The sequence below is a fragment of the Streptomyces sp. NPDC050806 genome (assembly GCF_055586425.1).
Genome location: NZ_JBVJIF010000004.1, coordinates 666,052 through 682,214 on the forward strand (window position 1 = coordinate 666,052; position 16,163 = coordinate 682,214).

The window sequence follows — 16,163 nt, forward strand, 5'->3', positions numbered from 1 at the left end:
TCAGCGCTCATCACGCGCCACTTACCCGCCCAGAGCCTAGGGTTTTCCCGAGAATCGACGCATCGGGTGTTGCGGTGATCTCATCACGCTGCTACGGTCCCGGACCATGCAGGAAGACCCCGGCACCCGGCTCGCCGACGAGAACGGCGACCTCACGGACCGCGTCAAAAAGGTGATCGACGGCATCGGCTGCAGCCACCGTGAGTTCGCCCGGCGCATCGTGATGGACCCCTCGAAGCTCTCCCGGTCCCTCGGCGGGACCCGCCGCTTCACCATCGCCGAAATCGTCCGCATCGCCGAGATCGGCGGCGTGGACACGGGCTGGCTGCTGGGTTCCCGGGCCGGGACGCCCGCACCACCGGAGGACGGGGCGGCACCCGCCCTCCCCGAAGGCGGCCGGCCACTGCAGATCGTCCGCGAGACGGTGCGCCTGATCGCCGAGCACGGCTTCCACTCCGTACGTGTCGCCGACATCGCGGCGGCCTGCGGGACGAGCACCGCCGCGATCCACTACCACTTCCCCGGCCGGGACGACCTCCTGGAGGCCGCCGTCCGCTGGTGCATGGACGAGGACACCGCGCGCCGCGCGCAGGGCCTGGCCGGAGCCGCCGACGCGCGCGAGGAGATGCTGCACCTCATCGCGCTGCAGACCCCGCGCACGGAGCAGCAGCGCCGGCAGTGGCTGGTCTGGCTGGACATGTGGGCCCAGGCGGCCCGCTCCACCGAGGTCGGGCGGCTGCACGACCACTACTACCGGCAGTGGCGGACCACCGTCGCCGACGTCGTGCGGCGCGGCGTCGAACAGGGCGTGTTCCGCCCCGTCGACGTGGAGTTCACCGCGCTGCGGCTGACCGCGCTGATCGACGGCCTGGCCACCCAGGTACTGGCCACAGCGCCCGGCAGCACCACCCCGGACAGCATGCACGCCGCGCTGACCGCCTTCGTGGACGACGAGCTGACCGCCTCGTAAGGCACCCCCGGACGACCGTCCGCCCACGATCGTGCGCGGGCAGGCGTGGCCGACGCCTGCCCGCGCACCCCCACTCCTCCCCTGCCGTCATACCTGACGGTCCGTCACCCACCCACCCGCAGAAGGGACTCCCGTCATGAACGACGAGGTCATCATCACCTGTGCGCTGACCGGCGCGGGCGACACCGTACGCCGCTCCCCGCACGTCCCCGTGACGCCGGAGCAGATCGCCACGTCCGCCGTGGAGGCGGCGGAGGCGGGCGCCGCCGTGGTGCACATCCACGTCCGCGACCCCGAGACCGGCGACCCCTCGCGCGACCCGAAGCTGTACGCCGAGGTCGTCGAGCGCATCAAGGAGACCGGCACCGACGTCGTCATCAACCTGACCGCCGGCATGGGCGGCGACCTGGTGCTCGACCCCGACCAGCCGCTGGAGAAGGGCGCCCAGCCGGGTACCGACCTGGTCGGCGGCCTGGACCGGCTGCCGCACGTCGAGGACCTGCTCCCCGACATCTGCACCCTGGACTGCGGCTCGCTGAACTTCGGCGACAACCTCTACATCTCCACCCCCGAGATGCTCCGCAAGGGCGCCAAGCGCATCCAGGAGCTGGGCGTCCGCCCCGAGCTGGAGATCTTCGACACCGGCCAGCTGTGGTTCGCCAAGCAGCTGCGCGCCGAGGGCCTGCTCGACGACCCGACCGTCTTCCAGCTGTGCATGGACATCCCGTGGGGCGCCCCGGCCGACCCGGGCGTGCTGCAGTCGATGGTCAACATGCTGCCGGAGAACGCGGAGTGGGCGAGCTTCGCGCTCGGCCGCATGCAGATGCCGTGGGTCGCCCAGTCCATCCTGCTCGGCGGCAACGTCCGCGTGGGCCTGGAGGACAACCTGTACCTCTCCAAGGGCGTGAAGGCCACCAACGCGCAGCTCGTCGAGCGCGCCGTGACCATCACCGAGTCCCTCGGCGCCAAGGTCGCCACCCCCGACCAGGCCCGCGCCCGCATGGGCCTGAAGCCCCGCGCCTGACTCCCGCCTCCCGTACGCCCGTTCCCACCCCCAGGAGAGCCCTCCCCATGTCCTCCCCCGCTCCGCTCGCCCCCGAAGACGTCACCAAGGTCGCCTGCATAGGCGCCGGCGTGATCGGCGGCGGCTGGGTCGCCCACTTCCTCGCCCGCGGTTACGACGTGACCGCCTGGGACCCGGCCGACGACGCCGAGGAGAAGCTGCGCCGCCTGGTCTCCGCCGCCTGGCCCGCCCTTGAGCAGATGGGGCTCGCCGAAGGCGCCTCGCAGGACCGCCTCACCGTCGCGCCCACCCTCGCCGAGGCCGTCGCCGACGCCGACTTCGTGCAGGAGAGCGCCCCGGAGAAGCTGGAGCTGAAGCGCTCGCTGCTGGCCGAGCTGACCGACGCCACCCGCGACGGCGTGGTCATCGCCTCCTCCACCTCCGGCTACCCGATGTCGGACATGCACTCCGACGCCGCCGACAACGGCCGTCTCGTCGTCGGCCACCCCTTCAACCCGCCGTACCTGATCCCGCTCGTCGAGGTCGTCGGCGGCGAGAAGACCGACAGCGCCGCCGTCGAGTGGGCCTCCCGCTTCTACGACATCGCGGGCAAGTCCGTGATCACCATGGACCGCGAGCTGCCCGGCTTCATCGCCAACCGGCTCCAGGAGGCCCTGTGGCGCGAGGCGCTGCACATGGTCGCCAACGGTGAGGCGAGCGTGCAGGACATCGACGACTCGATCACCGAGGGCCCGGGCCTGCGCTGGGCGTTCATGGGTCCGCTGCTGACCTTCGCGCTGGCCGGCGGCGAGGGCGGCATGGGCCACATGCTCGACCACTTCGGCCCGTCCCTGAAGTCCCCGTGGACCCGCCTGGAGGCCCCCGAGCTGACCCGCGAGCTGCGGGACGCCATGGTCGACGGCTGCGAGGCCGAGGCGGGCGAGCGGACGTACGCGGACCTGGTGGCCGAGCGCGACCAGGGCGTCATCAACGTGCTGCGCGCAACCGGCCGGCTCGGCGGGGCCAAGTGACGGCGGCCGCCGGCGCGCTGCCGCTCTTCCGGCAGACCGTCAAGGACGAGTGGATCGACTACAACGGTCACCTCAGTGAGGCGTACTACGTCCTGGTCTTCGGCTTCGCCACCGATGCGCTGATGGCGGAGACGGGGCTGGGCCCGGAGTACCGCGAGGCGACCGGCTGCTCGCTGTACACGGTCGAGGCGCACGTCCGCTACCTCCGCGAGGTCGACCGCGACGCCGAACTGGCCGTACGTACCACCGTGCTGGGCGCGGACACCAAGAAGGCCCGCTTCCTGCACGAGATGTACGTCGCCGACGCGGCGGGCGAACCGGCCGGCGAACCGGTCGCCACGGAGGAACTCTTCGCCCTCCACGTCGACCAGGCCACCGGCCGCTCGGCACCGCTGCCCGACGCGGTGCGCGACCGCCTCACGTCCCTGACCGCCCCGGCCCCGGAGTGGGCGGGGCGGGGCATCCGGGAGGTCTGACAGCGGTGCGGGTCCGGATGTTCCGGGCCCGCACCGTCCGTGGGTGACATCCTGGAGGGGACCGTCCCTCGTCCGGGAGGACCACTGATGACCACAGGCCACCGCATCACCGTCGAGCGGAGCGACACCCATGTCCGCGTGGTGCACGGCGGGGAAGTGATCGCCGACAGCACCCGGCCGCTGGTGCTGCGCGAGACCGGGTATCCGGCCCGCTACTACCTGCCGCCGCAGGACGTCCGTACCGACCGCCTCGTCCCCTCCGGGACCACGACCCACTGCCCCTTCAAGGGCGACGCGTCCTACTGGTCCCTGCCGGACGCTCCCGAGGACGCCGTGTGGGCGTACCCGGAGCCCAAGGAGGCCGTGGCGGAGATCAAGGACCACTACTGCTTCTACGAGACAGAGGTCGTCGACGGCTGATGAGCACGCGGAGCCACGACGAAGGCGGCGACCCGGCCTGCTGGCTGGACCGGGTCTGCGACGCGTGCGGCCGGATCCGGGAGGACCCGGCCGCCGCGTGCCCGCACTGCGCGGCGGAGGCGGCCGACGGCGGCACCGGGAACGGCGCGGCGGCGGCCCCGCGCGGCGCCGGGACGCCCCGGCGCCGGGACCGGGACACCGAGGGTCGGGCGCGCAACGCCCGGCCGCGGGACGGCCTGGGCCGCCCGCTGCCGTACGGCTCCCCCGGCGTCGCCCGGCAGCCGGAGGGCGTCGTACGGGAGCCGGCGGAGTCGCTGGCGGAGGCGCAGCGGTTGCTGGACGACGGGATGCCGTTCCACGCCCACGAGGTGCTGGAGGACGCGTGGAAGTCCGGGCCGCCGGAGGAGCGCGAGCTGTGGCGCGGGCTCGCCCAGCTGGCCGTCGGGCTCACCCACGCGGCCCGCGGCAACGTCACGGGCGCCGGCACGCTGCTGACCCGCGGCGCCGCAGCGCTCGGGCCGTACGCGGACTCGGCACCGCACGGCATCGACGTCGCCGGGCTCGTCCGCTGGGCGGGTGACCTGGCCGGATCGCTGCGGGGCCCGGTCCCGGCCGCCGCCCACGCGCCCCGGCTGCGCGCCGCGGCGGACCGCTGAAGCCCGGGAGCCGCACCGGCTCCCGGGTCCGGGGACAGCGCCTCAGCCCGCCTTGAAGCCCCAGTTCAGGAGGGCGGCAGCCTCCTTGTAGACCGCGTTCTTCCTGTTCTTGGGGTCGAGGACGGTGACCACGAGGGTGCGTCCGTCGCGTTTGGCTGCGGCGATGAGGGTGTTGCCCGCCTTGCTGGTGTAGCCGTTCTTCACGCCGATGATGCCGGGGTAGCGCTTCACACCGCTCGTGCCGGACAGCATCCGGTTGGTGTTCACTATGGCGCGCGCACCCTTGGCGCCGCCGGGGAAGGTGGCCCGTACGGTGCCGCAGTACCGCGCGAAGTCGGCGTTCTGCAGGCCCTTGCGGGCGAAGAGGGCGAGATCGCTCGCCGAGGAGACCTGCCCGGCCGCGTCGTAGCCGTCCGGTGTCTTCACGGTCGTGTCGTCGGCGCCGAGCGTGCGGGCCTTGGCCTGCATCTCCTTGGCGGTGGCCTGCCAGCCGCCGTTCATGTTCGCCAGGACGTGCACCGCGTCGTTGCCGGAGCGGAGGAAGACGCCCCGCCACAGGTCGGCGACCGTATAGCGCTGCCCCTTCTTGATGCCGACGAGGCTGCTGCCCTCGCCCACGCCCTTGAGGTCGGCGGCGGTGACCGTGCGGACCATGTCGGCGGGGAACTTCGGCAGGACGGTGAGCGCGAAGAGCGTCTTCAGGGTGCTGGCCGGGGCCAGCTGGCGATGCTGCTGTTTCGAGCCCACCACCCGGCCGGTCGTGGCATCGGTGACCGCCCAGGCCTTGGCGCTGATGCCGGCCGGGGCCGCCGCCGCGGGCCGCCGGGGGCTGAAGGACGGCAGGAAGGACCCGGGCAGGACGGGTTCGGGCCAGGCCGCCGTATGGGGCGCGGAACGTTCGGGGAGTGCCCTGCCCTGTGTCGTCGGCGCGGCATGCGCGGGGGCGGGGAGTGCGAGAAGGGCGCCCGCCACGGCTATGGCCGTCAGGGTGCCCGTGGTCCTGGTCGAAGCGGTGTCGGTTCCCATGGAACCACGCTAGGGAAACAAGCGGTCACGCGCAGTACCTGATGCGCCAGACGGCTCACGTGTCGCAGCGGAAGGCCCGCCCGGTGCGACGGGGGATGCACACCGGGCGGGCTCAGAACCTTTCTACCGCATGCCGGAACGGTTATGCAGGAAAAGCCTGTTCGAGTCGCTGTTACCAGGCGACGGGGAGCGACATCAAGCCACGCGCTCGGATGGACCTGCGCCACCGCAACTCCGTGCTCGCAACGGTCAGGCGAAGCCCTGGGAAACGCTGAATCACGGCGTTGAGGGCCGTCTGCGTCTCCATTCTGGCGAGCGGAGCGCCGAGGCAGTAATGGATGCCGTGACCGAGCGCGAGATGGCCGAAAATATCGCGGTGCGGATCGAGTGTCGCGGGCTCGGGGAACCGTTCCGGGTCACGGTTGGCGGACGCCAGCGAGAGCAGCACACTCTCCCCGGCGGGAATCCGCACACCACCGATCTCCACGTCCTCGACCGGGAAGCGGCGGATGGCCAGCGGCGCCGGGCCGTCGTACCGCGCGAACTCCTCCACGGCCGCGGGCAGCAGCCCGGGATCGGCACGCAACTCCGCCAGCACGTCCGGGTGGTCGAGCAGTGCGAGGACGGCGTTGCCGATGAGGTGGACGGTGTTCTCGTAGCCCGCGAAGAGGATGAGGAACGCGAGCGAGGTCAGCTCGTCCTCGCTGAGCCGGTCCCCCGCCACCCCGCCGTCGGAATCCGCCTCGTCGCGCACGGCGATCAGGTCGGAGAGCAGGTCGTCCCCCGGCTCGGCGCGCTTGGTGGCGATCAGCCCGGTGAAGAAGCGCAGCATGGCACCGATCGCCTCCTTCATCGCCTCGGGCCGGGACGGGTCGGGCGTGATGAGCGCGTCGGTCCAGGAGCGGAAGTCGTGCCGGTCGGTCTCCGGTACCCCCAGCAGGTCGCAGATGACGATGATCGGCAGCGGGCCCGCGAAGTCGGCGATCAGGTCGGCGGTGCCCTTGGGCTCGACGGCGTCCAGCAGGTCCTGCGCGACCTTCGCCACGGGAGCGCGCAGCTTCTCGACGCGGCCGGGCGTGAACGCCTTCACCACCAGGCGGCGGACGCGGGTGTGGTCCGGCGGGTCCATGTTCAGCAGGTTGGCGTCCAGGGCCGGCGGCAGGGAGAAACCCCGGTAACCGTTCGAGCTGTTGCGCTTGTCCAGTGCGAGCCGGGGGTCGGCCAGACCGCTGCGGACGTCGGCGTAGCGGGTGACGAGCCAGGCGGGCTGCCCGTCGGGACCGGTGATCCGGTGCACCGGACCGGCCTCCCGCAGCCCCTCGTACGCCGCGTACGGGTCGTCCAGCAGCATCGTCGGGTCGAGGGGGTCCGGGCGGTCGGATGTGGGGGTCTTCTGCATGGATCCCGACCTTATGGGGTGCCGGCCGGTCGCCCCCACCCGGGGCGGGGCCCGTCTTCGGCAGCGGACAGAGCACAGGGCGGCCCCGGGGCCGAAGCCCCGTGCCGCCCTGTGCCGTAGGCGGTTCGGACCCCCGTACCGAGCCACCTTGTCTGTGGTGCGCCTCGCGGCGCTATGCCCCCCGCTCCTGCACGGTGCTGCGTTGTTGCAACTCGGCGAGGACCGTCTCGGCCAGGGACGAGCGGTAGACGTCCGCGACCAGTGCCAGGTGTTCGTACTCCGCGGCCGGCGCCATGTCGGTGGTGACGACGACGGATTCGGCGTACGGCTCCGGGAGCCGGCCGGCCTGCCGGTTGTCCAGGCCCCTGCGCAGCGCCACCGCCTCGGCCACCGCGGCCAGTTGCGCCGCCTCGATGCCCACCGCGCGGGCCCGCTCGCGGGCGAAGTCCACGGCGTCGGCCTCGACGTACCGGCGGATGCCGCGCTGTACGTCGCGGATCTCCGCCATCTGGCGGTTGGCCCGCCACTCCAGGTCGGCGAAGGGCCAGCCGCCCGGCCGCGAGCCCTCCATCGTCACCTCCGGGGCGTGCGCGGTGGCCTCGCGCCACAGGGGCGAGAGGCGGCGCAGCCGGCGCCAGGCGGAGGCGCGGGGACCGGCGGCGGGCAGCGCGAACCCGATGAGGACGAGGATCGCGGCGACCGAAGCGCTCAGCGGGGCCACGCCGTTGGAGAGCCACAGCGCCGGGCTGCCGGCCCAGGAGAGCGCGAAGCCGATGAGCTTGCAGGCGCAGTACAGCAGGCCCAGCCAGCAGCCGGCGGCCAGCACGCGCAGGCCGCGGGCCAGCCAGGACGGGCCGACCTTGGTGGCGTAGCGCGGGCAGAGGGTGCCGAGCCCGGCCAGGCTGGCGCCGAAGATGGCCAGGTACAGCATCAGGAAGACCATGACGCCGGGCGCGTCGGTGTACGCGGTGCTGAAGTCCCGCGGGTGCTCCACGGAGTCCGGGCGGCCGACGGCGAAGCCGGTGACGGCCACCGCCCACGCCACCACGACGAGCCCGAGGACCGTACGGGTGCGGCCGCGGGCCCGGCGGCGGGCCGCCTCGTCCTCGCCGCCGGTCCAGCGCAGCAGCAGCACCAGGGCGCCGGCCGCGAAGACCACGACGGAGGAGTACAGGAAGACCATGGCGAGGTTGGCGACGCCGGTGAACCGGTCGAAGGCGCGGTACAGGCTCGGCGCCGAGAACAGGAACACCGTGGCGACGCCCGCCGTCATCAGGGACGTCAGGCCCAGGTCGGCGTTGGCGCGGTCGCGCAGCCAGGCGCGGAACTTGTAGCCCGCGAGCCCCCAGGCGACGGCCGCGAAGCAGAGATAGACCACGTCAAACACGCGGCGGCCCTCCGTCCTCGGAGCCGGTCCCCCGGTCCTCCGGGCCGCTGTCCCGGGCGCCGTCCAGCTCGCGGCGGATGTGCTTGAGCGCCGGGCCCAGCGCGGCGGCGATCTCGGCCGCGTCACCGCTGAGCGGCGGATCGTCCTTGGCGGTGGCGGGCACCAGGTGCGCCATGAGGAGCGTGCCGAGGACCTCGGTCTCGCGCTCGGTGGCGTCGTCGTAGCAGTGGTGGCGCGCGAAGCGGGCGGTCAGGCCCATCCGCCGGGCGGCCGTGGCGACGTCCATGGTGGGCGTCCAGACCTTCAGCGCGTTCTCGGTGACGGTGGGGTCCTGCTCGTGGCCGAGGAGGAGGTGGCTCAGCTCGTGGAGGACGATGTGGGTCTGGTGCCAGGGCGAGGTCTGCCGCTCGTAGAAGACCCACCAGCCGTCGTCGGTGCCCGCTGTCATGCCGGAGACCACGCCGCCCAGGCTCATCGGCGCGATGCGCACGGGACGCCCCACGCGCCGTGCCACGACCTCGCACAGGCCGGTCAGGTCGGTCGCGGCGGGCAGCGCCAGCTCCTGGACGAGCTGCTTGCACCTCCGGCGTATGCGCCGTACCCGCATGGCCGTACCGTCCTCGAATCCCGTCCGCCGCCAGGCGACGAAGAGCTGCTCGTCAGTGGCCGGCATGCGGTTCCTCACCGCTGGTCGCCGGCGGGTCCGGCGGCAGGTCCATCTGCTGCCGGAACTGGGAGATGATCGTCGTGAGACTGTCCTGCACCTCGGGCGGCAGACCGACCGAGCGCAGCGCGATGGTCCGCACCCGCTGGTCGCGCATGGCCGCGAGGAAGCTCAGTTCCTCCTCCACCCGGTCGGCCTGCGGCTGGGAGAGGTCCCCCACCAGATAGCCGACCGGCACCGCGAAGAACTTGGCGAGCGCGCGCAGCACTTCGTGGCTGGGGTTGGTGCGCCTGCCCTTGCGGAGCATGGACAGGTACTGCTCGGAGAGCGTCACGTCACCGTACTCGGCGCCCTCGCTGATCTCCTCGGCGACGTAGGCGTTGGTGTACGGCGCGCCGGGCGGGTGCATATGGGCGAAGAGGTGGTTCAGCCGCTCGGCGAGCGGGCTGTGCTCGCTCTTCGGCGTACCGTCGCCTCCTCGCGCCATGTCCGTGCCCCATCCCTGTCTGTCCTGGTCCCAGCAGCGGCCGAACGACGCGCGCACCCAACGGACAGTTGAGTCGCGCGCTCTCCGCTGCGCTCATCCTTTCATGAGCGGAACGACACGCACCAGTCCACCTACGGACAGTCACCTCTTCCCGGTGCGTGCGTGCATCAACTCGTGGTTGAGAAGGTTCCCCGGATACGGACGGTGTCGAGAAATCCGCCGACGGCCCGCGCGAACCCTGCGGGGTCGTCGGCGTGCAGCCAGTGCCCGCAGCCGGGGAACTCGGTGAGTGCGGTGTGCGGCCGGGCAGCGGCCATCCACTCCGCGGTGGCCCGCGTCAGCAGGAAGCTCTCGCCCGCCCTGAGCAGCAGGGCCGGCTGCCGGGAGGCGGCCCACCGGGCGCAGAAGTCGCCGGTGAAGGCGCGTTGCGAGGCCATCATGCCGTCCGTGTCGAAGAGCAGCCCCCAGCCGTCCTCGAACTCCGCCGCGCTGTCCAGGAAGTAGCCGGCGTCCGGGATGCCCCGCGCCTCGATGGCGGCGCGCAGGGCCGCGCGCGAGGGAGTGCGGCGCGGCCACCGCGACACGTCCAGGACGGGCCGCGTCTCGGGCTCGTGGTTGCGTACGGTCATGTCCGCCACGACGAGGGCCCGCACGAGGTCGGGGTGGCGTTCGGCGAGCAGGAAGGCGACGGCGCCGCCCATGGAGTGGCCGAGTACGGCCGCGGGGCCGGCGTCCAGGGCGCGCAGGAGGGCCGCCGCGTCCGCCACGTACGCGTCCGGGGTGTAGGGGCCGCCGTGGTCGGAGAGTCCGTGCAGCGCGAGCAGGACGGGGCCCGGACCGCCGGAGTCGAGGCAGGCGAAGCGGCGGCCGCGCAGGCGGACGAAGGACTCGGGGGCGGGCACGGCGGGGCCTTCCTCGTGGGCGTCGGACGTACGGACGTCCACGAGCATCCCAGCCGGCCCGCCGCCCTTCCTACCGCGCGGGCAGCGGCGCGGTGACGGGCACCCCCGCCGCGGCGTCCCCCGCCGTCTCGTCGTGGTTCGGGCGGCGCAGGAGCAGCAGCATGCAGCCCATGGTCAGGGCGACCTGGAAGACCGCGTAGACGATGACCGCGGTGATCGAGCCGGTCCAGTTCAGCAGCGACTGGCCGATGATCGGGGTGGTGCCGCCCAGCAGCGTGCCGCACAGCTGGTAGCAGAGCGAGATGCCGGTGTACCGCAGGTGCGCGGGGAAGCGGCTGGCGAGCATGCCGGCCAGCGCCGCGTAGTACAGGCAGTGCGGGACGGTGGCGACCGCGACGCCGAACATCGCCAGGCCGTGGTTCTCGGTGCCGATGAGGAGGAACATCACCGGCATCAGGAACAGTTCGGGGATCAGCATCAGGCAGACGGCGCGCGACCAGCTCTTCATCCGCGTGGCGAGGACCGCGCCGAAGGGCTGCACGATGATCTGGGTGATGTTGGCGACCAGGATGATCGTGAGGAAGGAGCTGCGGTCGAAGTCCAGGGCGCTGGTCGCCCAGGACAGCGCGAAGGTGGACTTGAAGTACGTGGCCGACAGGCCGATGGTGCAGGCGCCGATACCCAGGACGATCAGCATCGGGTGGCTGCGCAGCACCTCGGTCAGCGGCAGCTTCGCGACCTCCTTCTTCTCGATCAGCTTCGCCATCGCCGGGGATTCGGCGACCTTCAGCCGGACGAAGAGGCCGACCATGACCAGCAGCGCGGAGGCGAGGAACGGCACCCGCCAGCCCCAGGAGGTGAAGGCGTCGTCGGGCAGCCGGCTGATGGCCAGGAAGGACAGGGTGCTGAGGGTGTTGCCGACGGGCGAGCCCTGCTGCGCGAAGGCCCCGTACAGCACGGACTTGCCCTTGGGCGCCGACTCGGAGGCGATCAGGACGGAGCCGCCCCACTCGCCGCCCAGGCCGATGCCCTGGATCATGCGTATCGCCACGAGCAGGACCGGCGCCGCGACGCCGATGGAGGCGTAGCCGGGCAGCAGCCCGATGGCCGTGGTGGACACGCCCATCATCAGCAGGGTGATGACGAGGGTCTTCTTGCGGCCGAGCCGGTCACCGTAGTGCCCGAAGACGATGCCGCCGAGCGGCCGGGCCAGGAAGCCGACCCAGAAGGTCGCGAAGGCGACCAGCGTGCCGAGGGCGCCGTCCAGTTCGGGGAAGAAGACCTTGTCGAAGACGAGGGCCGACGCGGTGCCGTAGATGTAGAAGTCGAACCACTCGATGGTGGAGCCGATGAAGGCGCCGATCCCGGCGCGGTTGGCGGCTCTGGTGCGGTCGCGTGCGGTGGGCGCGGTGGGCGCACTCATACGGACTCCCTGGGCGTCTTTGAGCAGGGGAAGGGGACACCATGGGCACCGCGTCGTCCCGAGCGGCGCCCCTGGGTGGTACGGGTGGTGCGCGATGTACTTGTACGGGTGCGGAGGAACTCCGTGACGGAGGGGCTCCGTACGCGGGATCAGCCGGGTGTCAGGCGATCCGCTCGAAGACGGCCGCGAGTCCCTGGCCGCCGCCGATGCACATGGTCTCCAGGCCGTAGCGGGCCTCGCGGCGCTTCATCTCGCGGGCGAGGGTGGCCAGGATGCGGGTGCCGGTGGCGCCGACGGGATGGCCGAGGGAGACGCCGGAGCCGTTGACGTTGAGCCGCTCGTGGTCGGCCTCGCCGAGGCCCAGCTCCTTGGTGCAGGCCAGCACCTGTGCGGCGAACGCCTCGTTCAGCTCGATGAGGTCCATCTCGGCAAGCTTCAGGCCCGCCTTGTCCAGCGCCGAGCGGGTGGCGCCGACCGGGCCGAGACCCATGGTCTCCGGGGCGCAGCCGGTCCGCGCGAAGGAGACGAGCCGCACGATCGGGGCGAGGCCCAGCCGCTCGGCGGTGGCGGCGCTGGTGACCAGGCAGGCAGCGGCGGCGTCGTTCTGGCCGCTGGCGTTGCCCGCGGTGACGGTGGCCTCGGGGTCCTGCCTGCCCATGATCGGCTTGAGCTTGGCCAGCTGCTCGGCGGTGGTCTCCGGGCGCGGGTGCTCGTCGGCGGAGACGACGGTGTCACCCTTCCGGCCGCGCACGGTGACCGGCACGATCTCCTCGTCGAAGAGGCCCGCCTCGATGGCGCGTCCGGCCCGCTGCTGCGAGCGGAGCGCCAGCGCGTCCTGATCGGCGCGGCTGATGCCGTACCGGCGGCGCAGGTTCTCGGCGGTCTCGATCATGCCGCCGGGGATCGGGTGGTTGGCCCCGCCCGCGGTCACCCGGCCGCGGGTGAGGGAGTCGTGCAGGGTGAGGTTCGGGCCCTTGATGCCCCAGCGGCCGTCGTGGGTGTAGTACGGCGCCGCGCTCATCACGTCCACGCCGCCGGCGATCACCACGTCGCTGAAGCCCGCCTTGATCTGCATCGCGGCGTCCAGCACGGCCTGCAGGCCGGAACCGCAGCGGCGGTCGACCTGCACGCCGGTGACGGTGTCGGGCAGGCCGGCGTCCAGGGCGGCCACCCGGCCGATGGCCGGCGCGTCGGAGGTGGGCCAGGCGTGGCCGAGGATCACTTCGTCGACCTTCTCGGGCGCGACGCCGGTCCGGCGGACGATCTCGCCGATCAGCAGGGCGGCCAGGGCGGCGGGGCGCTGTCCGGCCAGCGCGCCGCCGAACTTGCCGATCGGGGTGCGCAGCGGTTCGCAGAGGACGATTTCTGTGGGCTCGGACATGCCACGGCCTTTCCTGGTGGGCGCTTCCCGGTGACTTTTCCACCCGAGTACTGAGCCGGTCCAATATCCAATTCGGCCAGGATTCGGACGCCAGCCTTATCAATCCGAGATCGCCGCAGGTCAGGAGCGAACCGGAGCCTTCCCTTCAGGCGTGGGCAGCGCTTCCTCGGCCACCGCGAGGACGGTACGCAGGGCCGCCGAGGGGTTGTCCGGACGCCAGGCCAGCGCGGCCTGCAGCCGGATCGGCGGGCCCGCCAGCGGCCGGTAGACCAGCCCGGTCTGCTGGATGTGCTGGCAGGAGGTGACGGTGAGGGTGACGCCCACGCCCGCGGCGACCAGCGCCAGGATCGTGTACGAGTCGGGCGCCTCCTGCACCACCCGCGGGTTGAACCCGGCGTCCTCGCACGCCCGGACGGTGGCGTCCCGGACCGTGGACCCGGCGTTGGCGGGAAAGCTGACGAACGGCTCGTCGGCCAGCGCGGCGATGGGGATGCGCCGGCGGCGGGCCAGCGGGTGGTCCGAGGGCAGCGCGCAGACCAGCTCCTCCTCGTCGATCACCCGGGTCGTGACGCCCGCCTGGGTGACCGGGAGGCGGACGAAGCCGAGGTCGAGCGAGCCGTCGGCGACCCCGGCCAGCGCGACGTTGGCGTACGTCTGGCCCTTCATCACCAGCTCCAGCGCCGGGTGCGCGGCCCGCACGGCGCGCGTGAGCAGCGGCAGCGTCTCGTGCGTGGAGGCACCGGCGAAACCGATGGTGACCCGGCCGTACTCACCGCGCCCGGCGGCCTTGGCGGCGCGGGTCGCGGTGTCCAGGTCGGCGAGGACCGTGCGTACGGGATCAAGGAAGGACTGGCCCGCGCTGGTGAGCCGGACCGAGCGGGTGTTGCGCTCGAAGAGCTGGACGCCCAGCTCCTTCTCCAGCTGGCGGATCTGCTGGCTGAGCGGCGGCTGCGCCATCTGCAGGCGCTTGGCGGCCCGCCCGAAGTGCAGCTCCTCGGCCACCGCGACAAAGGCGGTGAGATGCCGCAGCTCCATACCGTTCCGTCCGTTCCCGCGAGCCGACTATTTCCTTTCCGATATCAGTCTGACCTTAATTCGGTATTGGACGGAGATCAATGGCCGGTGAAACGGTAAGCGGGACCGGATCCACACCCCGCACGCCGAGGAGCACCGTGGACAAGACCATGACGATGCGGGAGGCCGTCTCCTCCTTCGTCCATGACGGGGACACCGTCTCCCTCGAAGGCTTCACGCACCTCATCCCCACCGCCGCCGGGCACGAGATCATCCGGCAGGGCCGCCGGGACCTCACCGTCGTCCGGATGACCGCGGACATCGTCGTGGACCAGATGCTCGCCGCCGGCTGCGTGTCCCGGCTGGTCTCCTCGTTCGTCGGCAACTCCTCGGCCGGTTCGCTGGGTGAGCTGCGGCGCCGGGTGGAGAAGGCCGATCCGGAGCCGCTGGACTTCGAGGAGTACAGCCACTACGGCATGATCTGCCGCTACCTCGCGGGCGCCCAGCGGCTGCCGTTCCACCCGCTGCGCTCGTACGGCGGCAGCGACCTGCCCTCCGTCAACGAGGGCCTGCGCAAGGTCACTTCGCCCTACCCGGGCCCGGACGGCGAACCGGAGCAGGTGTACGTCGTGCCGCCGGTCAACCCGGACGTGACGATCATTCACGCGCAGCGCGCCGACCGCAGCGGCAACACCCAGATCTGGGGCCTGACCGGCGTCCAGGCGGAGGCGGTCTACGCGGCGGACAAGGCGGTCGTGGTCGTCGAGGAGATCGTCGAGGACGAGGTCGTCCGCTCCGACCCCAACCGCACGGTGATCCCCTCGCACGCGGTGGACGCGGTGGTGGCCTGCCCGCGCGGCGCCCACCCGTCCTTCGCGCAGGGCTACTACGACCGGGACAACGCCTTCTACCGCGCCTGGTCCGGCATCAGCAAGGACCCCGACCGGCTCCAGGACTGGCTGAAGGAGTGGGTGTACGGCACCGCGGACCACGCGGAGTACGTCAGCAAGCTCGGCGAGGAGTTCTGGGACTCCCTCGCCGTCGGCGAGGCGCTGAGCCTGCCGGTCAACTACGGGAGGCGACTGGGATGACGGACCTGACCACCACTACCGGCGTGACGTCGTCGGAGCTGCTCGCCGTCGTCGCCTCGCGTGAACTGGCGGCGCGCCGCACGGTGTTCGCCGGCATCGGGCTGCCCACGCTCGCCGCCTCGCTCGCGCACCTCACGGTCGCCCCGCGGCTGGAGATCGTGTACGAGTCCGGGGTGTGCGGCGCGCACCCCTCGCACCTGCCCGAGACGATCGCCGACGCGGTGCTGATCACCGGCGCCGAGGCGGTCCTCTCGATGCCCGCGCTCTTCGGGTACGTCCTCCAGGGCGGCCATATCGACGTGGGGTTCCTCGGTGCCGCGCAGATCGACAAGTGGGGCAACCTCAACACCTCCGTCATCGGTGACTGGGACGCGCCGAAGGTGCGGCTGCCCGGATCCGGCGGCGCGATCGAGGTGATGGCCAACTCCCGCGAGGTGTTCGTGGTGATGCGCCGCCACGACCCGCGCTCGTTCACCGAGGAGCTGGACTTCTGCACCACGCCGGGCCCCGACCGCGCACTCGAAGAGGGTGTGCGCCCGCTCGGCACGGGCGTCACCCGGGTCATCACCGAGCTGGGCATCCTGGCCCGTACGGGCGTCGGGCAGGAACTGACGCTGGTGGCCGTGCACCCGGGCGTGACGGTGGACCAGGTACGCGAGAACACCGGCTGGGACCTCGCGGTCGCCGACACGGTGGAGACGGTCCGCCCGCCCGGCGCGGATGAACTGCGGCTGCTGCGCGAGGATGTCGACCCGGGGCGGGTCTATCTGCGCTGAGGGCCTGTGGACAACCCACTGTGGACAACCCGCGGGTTGTCAGTGAGTGGGAGTAAC

General features: G+C 72.1%; 17 protein-coding genes. 8 read left to right on the top strand and 9 right to left on the bottom strand.

The features are described 5' to 3' along the window. Positions 1–106: 106 nt before the first annotated feature. The 6 genes from ACZ6WH_RS15755 (at position 107) to ACZ6WH_RS15780 (ending at position 4,556) form a co-directional block, all read left to right on the top strand. Positions 107–970: a TetR/AcrR family transcriptional regulator gene (locus tag ACZ6WH_RS15755; protein WP_432860794.1), complete on the top strand. Its 864-nt coding sequence runs from the start codon at positions 107–109 to the stop codon at positions 968–970. Between the two features lie 136 nt (positions 971–1,106). Next, positions 1,107–1,994 carry a beta-keto acid cleavage family enzyme gene (locus tag ACZ6WH_RS15760; RefSeq protein WP_432860792.1) on the top strand — a complete coding sequence of 296 codons (888 nt, stop codon included), beginning with the start codon at positions 1,107–1,109 and terminating at the stop codon, positions 1,992–1,994. A 47-nt stretch (positions 1,995–2,041) separates the two neighbouring features. After that, positions 2,042–3,004 carry a 3-hydroxyacyl-CoA dehydrogenase NAD-binding domain-containing protein gene (locus ACZ6WH_RS15765; protein WP_432860790.1) on the top strand — a complete coding sequence of 321 codons (963 nt, stop codon included), beginning with the start codon at positions 2,042–2,044 and terminating at the stop codon, positions 3,002–3,004. After that, a complete protein-coding gene (locus tag ACZ6WH_RS15770) occupies positions 3,001–3,480 on the top strand; it encodes a thioesterase family protein (protein WP_469728855.1) in 480 nt (159 codons plus the stop codon). Before ACZ6WH_RS15765 ends, ACZ6WH_RS15770 begins: the two co-directional genes overlap by 4 nt. 87 nt (positions 3,481–3,567) lie before the next feature. Beyond that, positions 3,568–3,900: a DUF427 domain-containing protein gene (locus ACZ6WH_RS15775; protein WP_469728857.1), complete on the top strand. Its 333-nt coding sequence runs from the start codon at positions 3,568–3,570 to the stop codon at positions 3,898–3,900. Between the two features lie 74 nt (positions 3,901–3,974). Then, the gene (locus ACZ6WH_RS15780; RefSeq protein ID WP_469728975.1) at positions 3,975–4,556 is read left to right on the top strand and encodes a DUF309 domain-containing protein; all 582 of its coding nucleotides are present in this window, start codon (positions 3,975–3,977) and stop codon (positions 4,554–4,556) included. A 42-nt stretch (positions 4,557–4,598) separates the two neighbouring features. Here ACZ6WH_RS15780 and ACZ6WH_RS15785 read toward each other — a convergent pair whose 3' ends face one another. The 9 genes from ACZ6WH_RS15785 to ACZ6WH_RS15825 all read right to left on the bottom strand — a co-directional run bounded on the left by ACZ6WH_RS15785 (position 4,599) and on the right by ACZ6WH_RS15825 (position 14,260). Continuing rightward, entirely contained in the window at positions 4,599–5,582 is a 984-nt protein-coding gene (locus ACZ6WH_RS15785) for a D-alanyl-D-alanine carboxypeptidase family protein (protein WP_469728859.1), read from the bottom strand. 172 nt (positions 5,583–5,754) lie between these two features. Then, the gene (locus tag ACZ6WH_RS15790) at positions 5,755–6,981 is read right to left on the bottom strand and encodes a cytochrome P450 family protein (protein ID WP_432860782.1); all 1,227 of its coding nucleotides are present in this window, start codon (positions 6,979–6,981) and stop codon (positions 5,755–5,757) included. A 172-nt stretch (positions 6,982–7,153) separates the two neighbouring features. Further along, positions 7,154–8,368, bottom strand: a complete 1,215-nt coding sequence (locus ACZ6WH_RS15795; RefSeq protein WP_469728861.1) for an MAB_1171c family putative transporter — start codon at positions 8,366–8,368, stop codon at positions 7,154–7,156. Next, the gene (locus tag ACZ6WH_RS15800) at positions 8,361–9,041 is read right to left on the bottom strand and encodes a hypothetical protein (RefSeq protein WP_469728863.1); all 681 of its coding nucleotides are present in this window, start codon (positions 9,039–9,041) and stop codon (positions 8,361–8,363) included. The genes ACZ6WH_RS15795 and ACZ6WH_RS15800 overlap by 8 nt, the downstream gene beginning before the upstream one ends. Further along, entirely contained in the window at positions 9,028–9,519 is a 492-nt protein-coding gene (locus ACZ6WH_RS15805) for a helix-turn-helix domain-containing protein (RefSeq protein ID WP_361561321.1), read from the bottom strand. Before ACZ6WH_RS15805 ends, ACZ6WH_RS15800 begins: the two co-directional genes overlap by 14 nt. Positions 9,520–9,686: 167 nt before the next feature. Beyond that, positions 9,687–10,463, bottom strand: a complete 777-nt coding sequence (locus ACZ6WH_RS15810) for an alpha/beta fold hydrolase (protein ID WP_469728865.1) — start codon at positions 10,461–10,463, stop codon at positions 9,687–9,689. 28 nt (positions 10,464–10,491) lie between these two features. Continuing rightward, positions 10,492–11,844 (bottom strand): MFS transporter, encoded by a 1,353-nt coding sequence (locus tag ACZ6WH_RS15815; protein WP_469728867.1) that lies wholly within the window; start codon positions 11,842–11,844, stop codon positions 10,492–10,494. A gap of 160 nt (positions 11,845–12,004) precedes the next feature. Beyond that, positions 12,005–13,225, bottom strand: a complete 1,221-nt coding sequence (locus ACZ6WH_RS15820; protein WP_469728868.1) for an acetyl-CoA C-acetyltransferase — start codon at positions 13,223–13,225, stop codon at positions 12,005–12,007. 120 nt (positions 13,226–13,345) lie between these two features. After that, positions 13,346–14,260, bottom strand: a complete 915-nt coding sequence (locus ACZ6WH_RS15825; protein WP_432860770.1) for a LysR family transcriptional regulator — start codon at positions 14,258–14,260, stop codon at positions 13,346–13,348. Positions 14,261–14,409: 149 nt separating this feature from the next. Here ACZ6WH_RS15825 and ACZ6WH_RS15830 point away from each other — a divergent pair, with 149 nt between their 5' ends. Next, complete coding sequence (locus ACZ6WH_RS15830) at positions 14,410–15,330, top strand: CoA transferase subunit A (protein WP_469728977.1); 921 nt, start codon at positions 14,410–14,412, stop codon at positions 15,328–15,330. Next, the gene (locus tag ACZ6WH_RS15835) at positions 15,327–16,106 is read left to right on the top strand and encodes a CoA-transferase subunit beta (protein WP_469728871.1); all 780 of its coding nucleotides are present in this window, start codon (positions 15,327–15,329) and stop codon (positions 16,104–16,106) included. The genes ACZ6WH_RS15830 and ACZ6WH_RS15835 overlap by 4 nt, the downstream gene beginning before the upstream one ends. Positions 16,107–16,163: the final 57 nt, after the last annotated feature.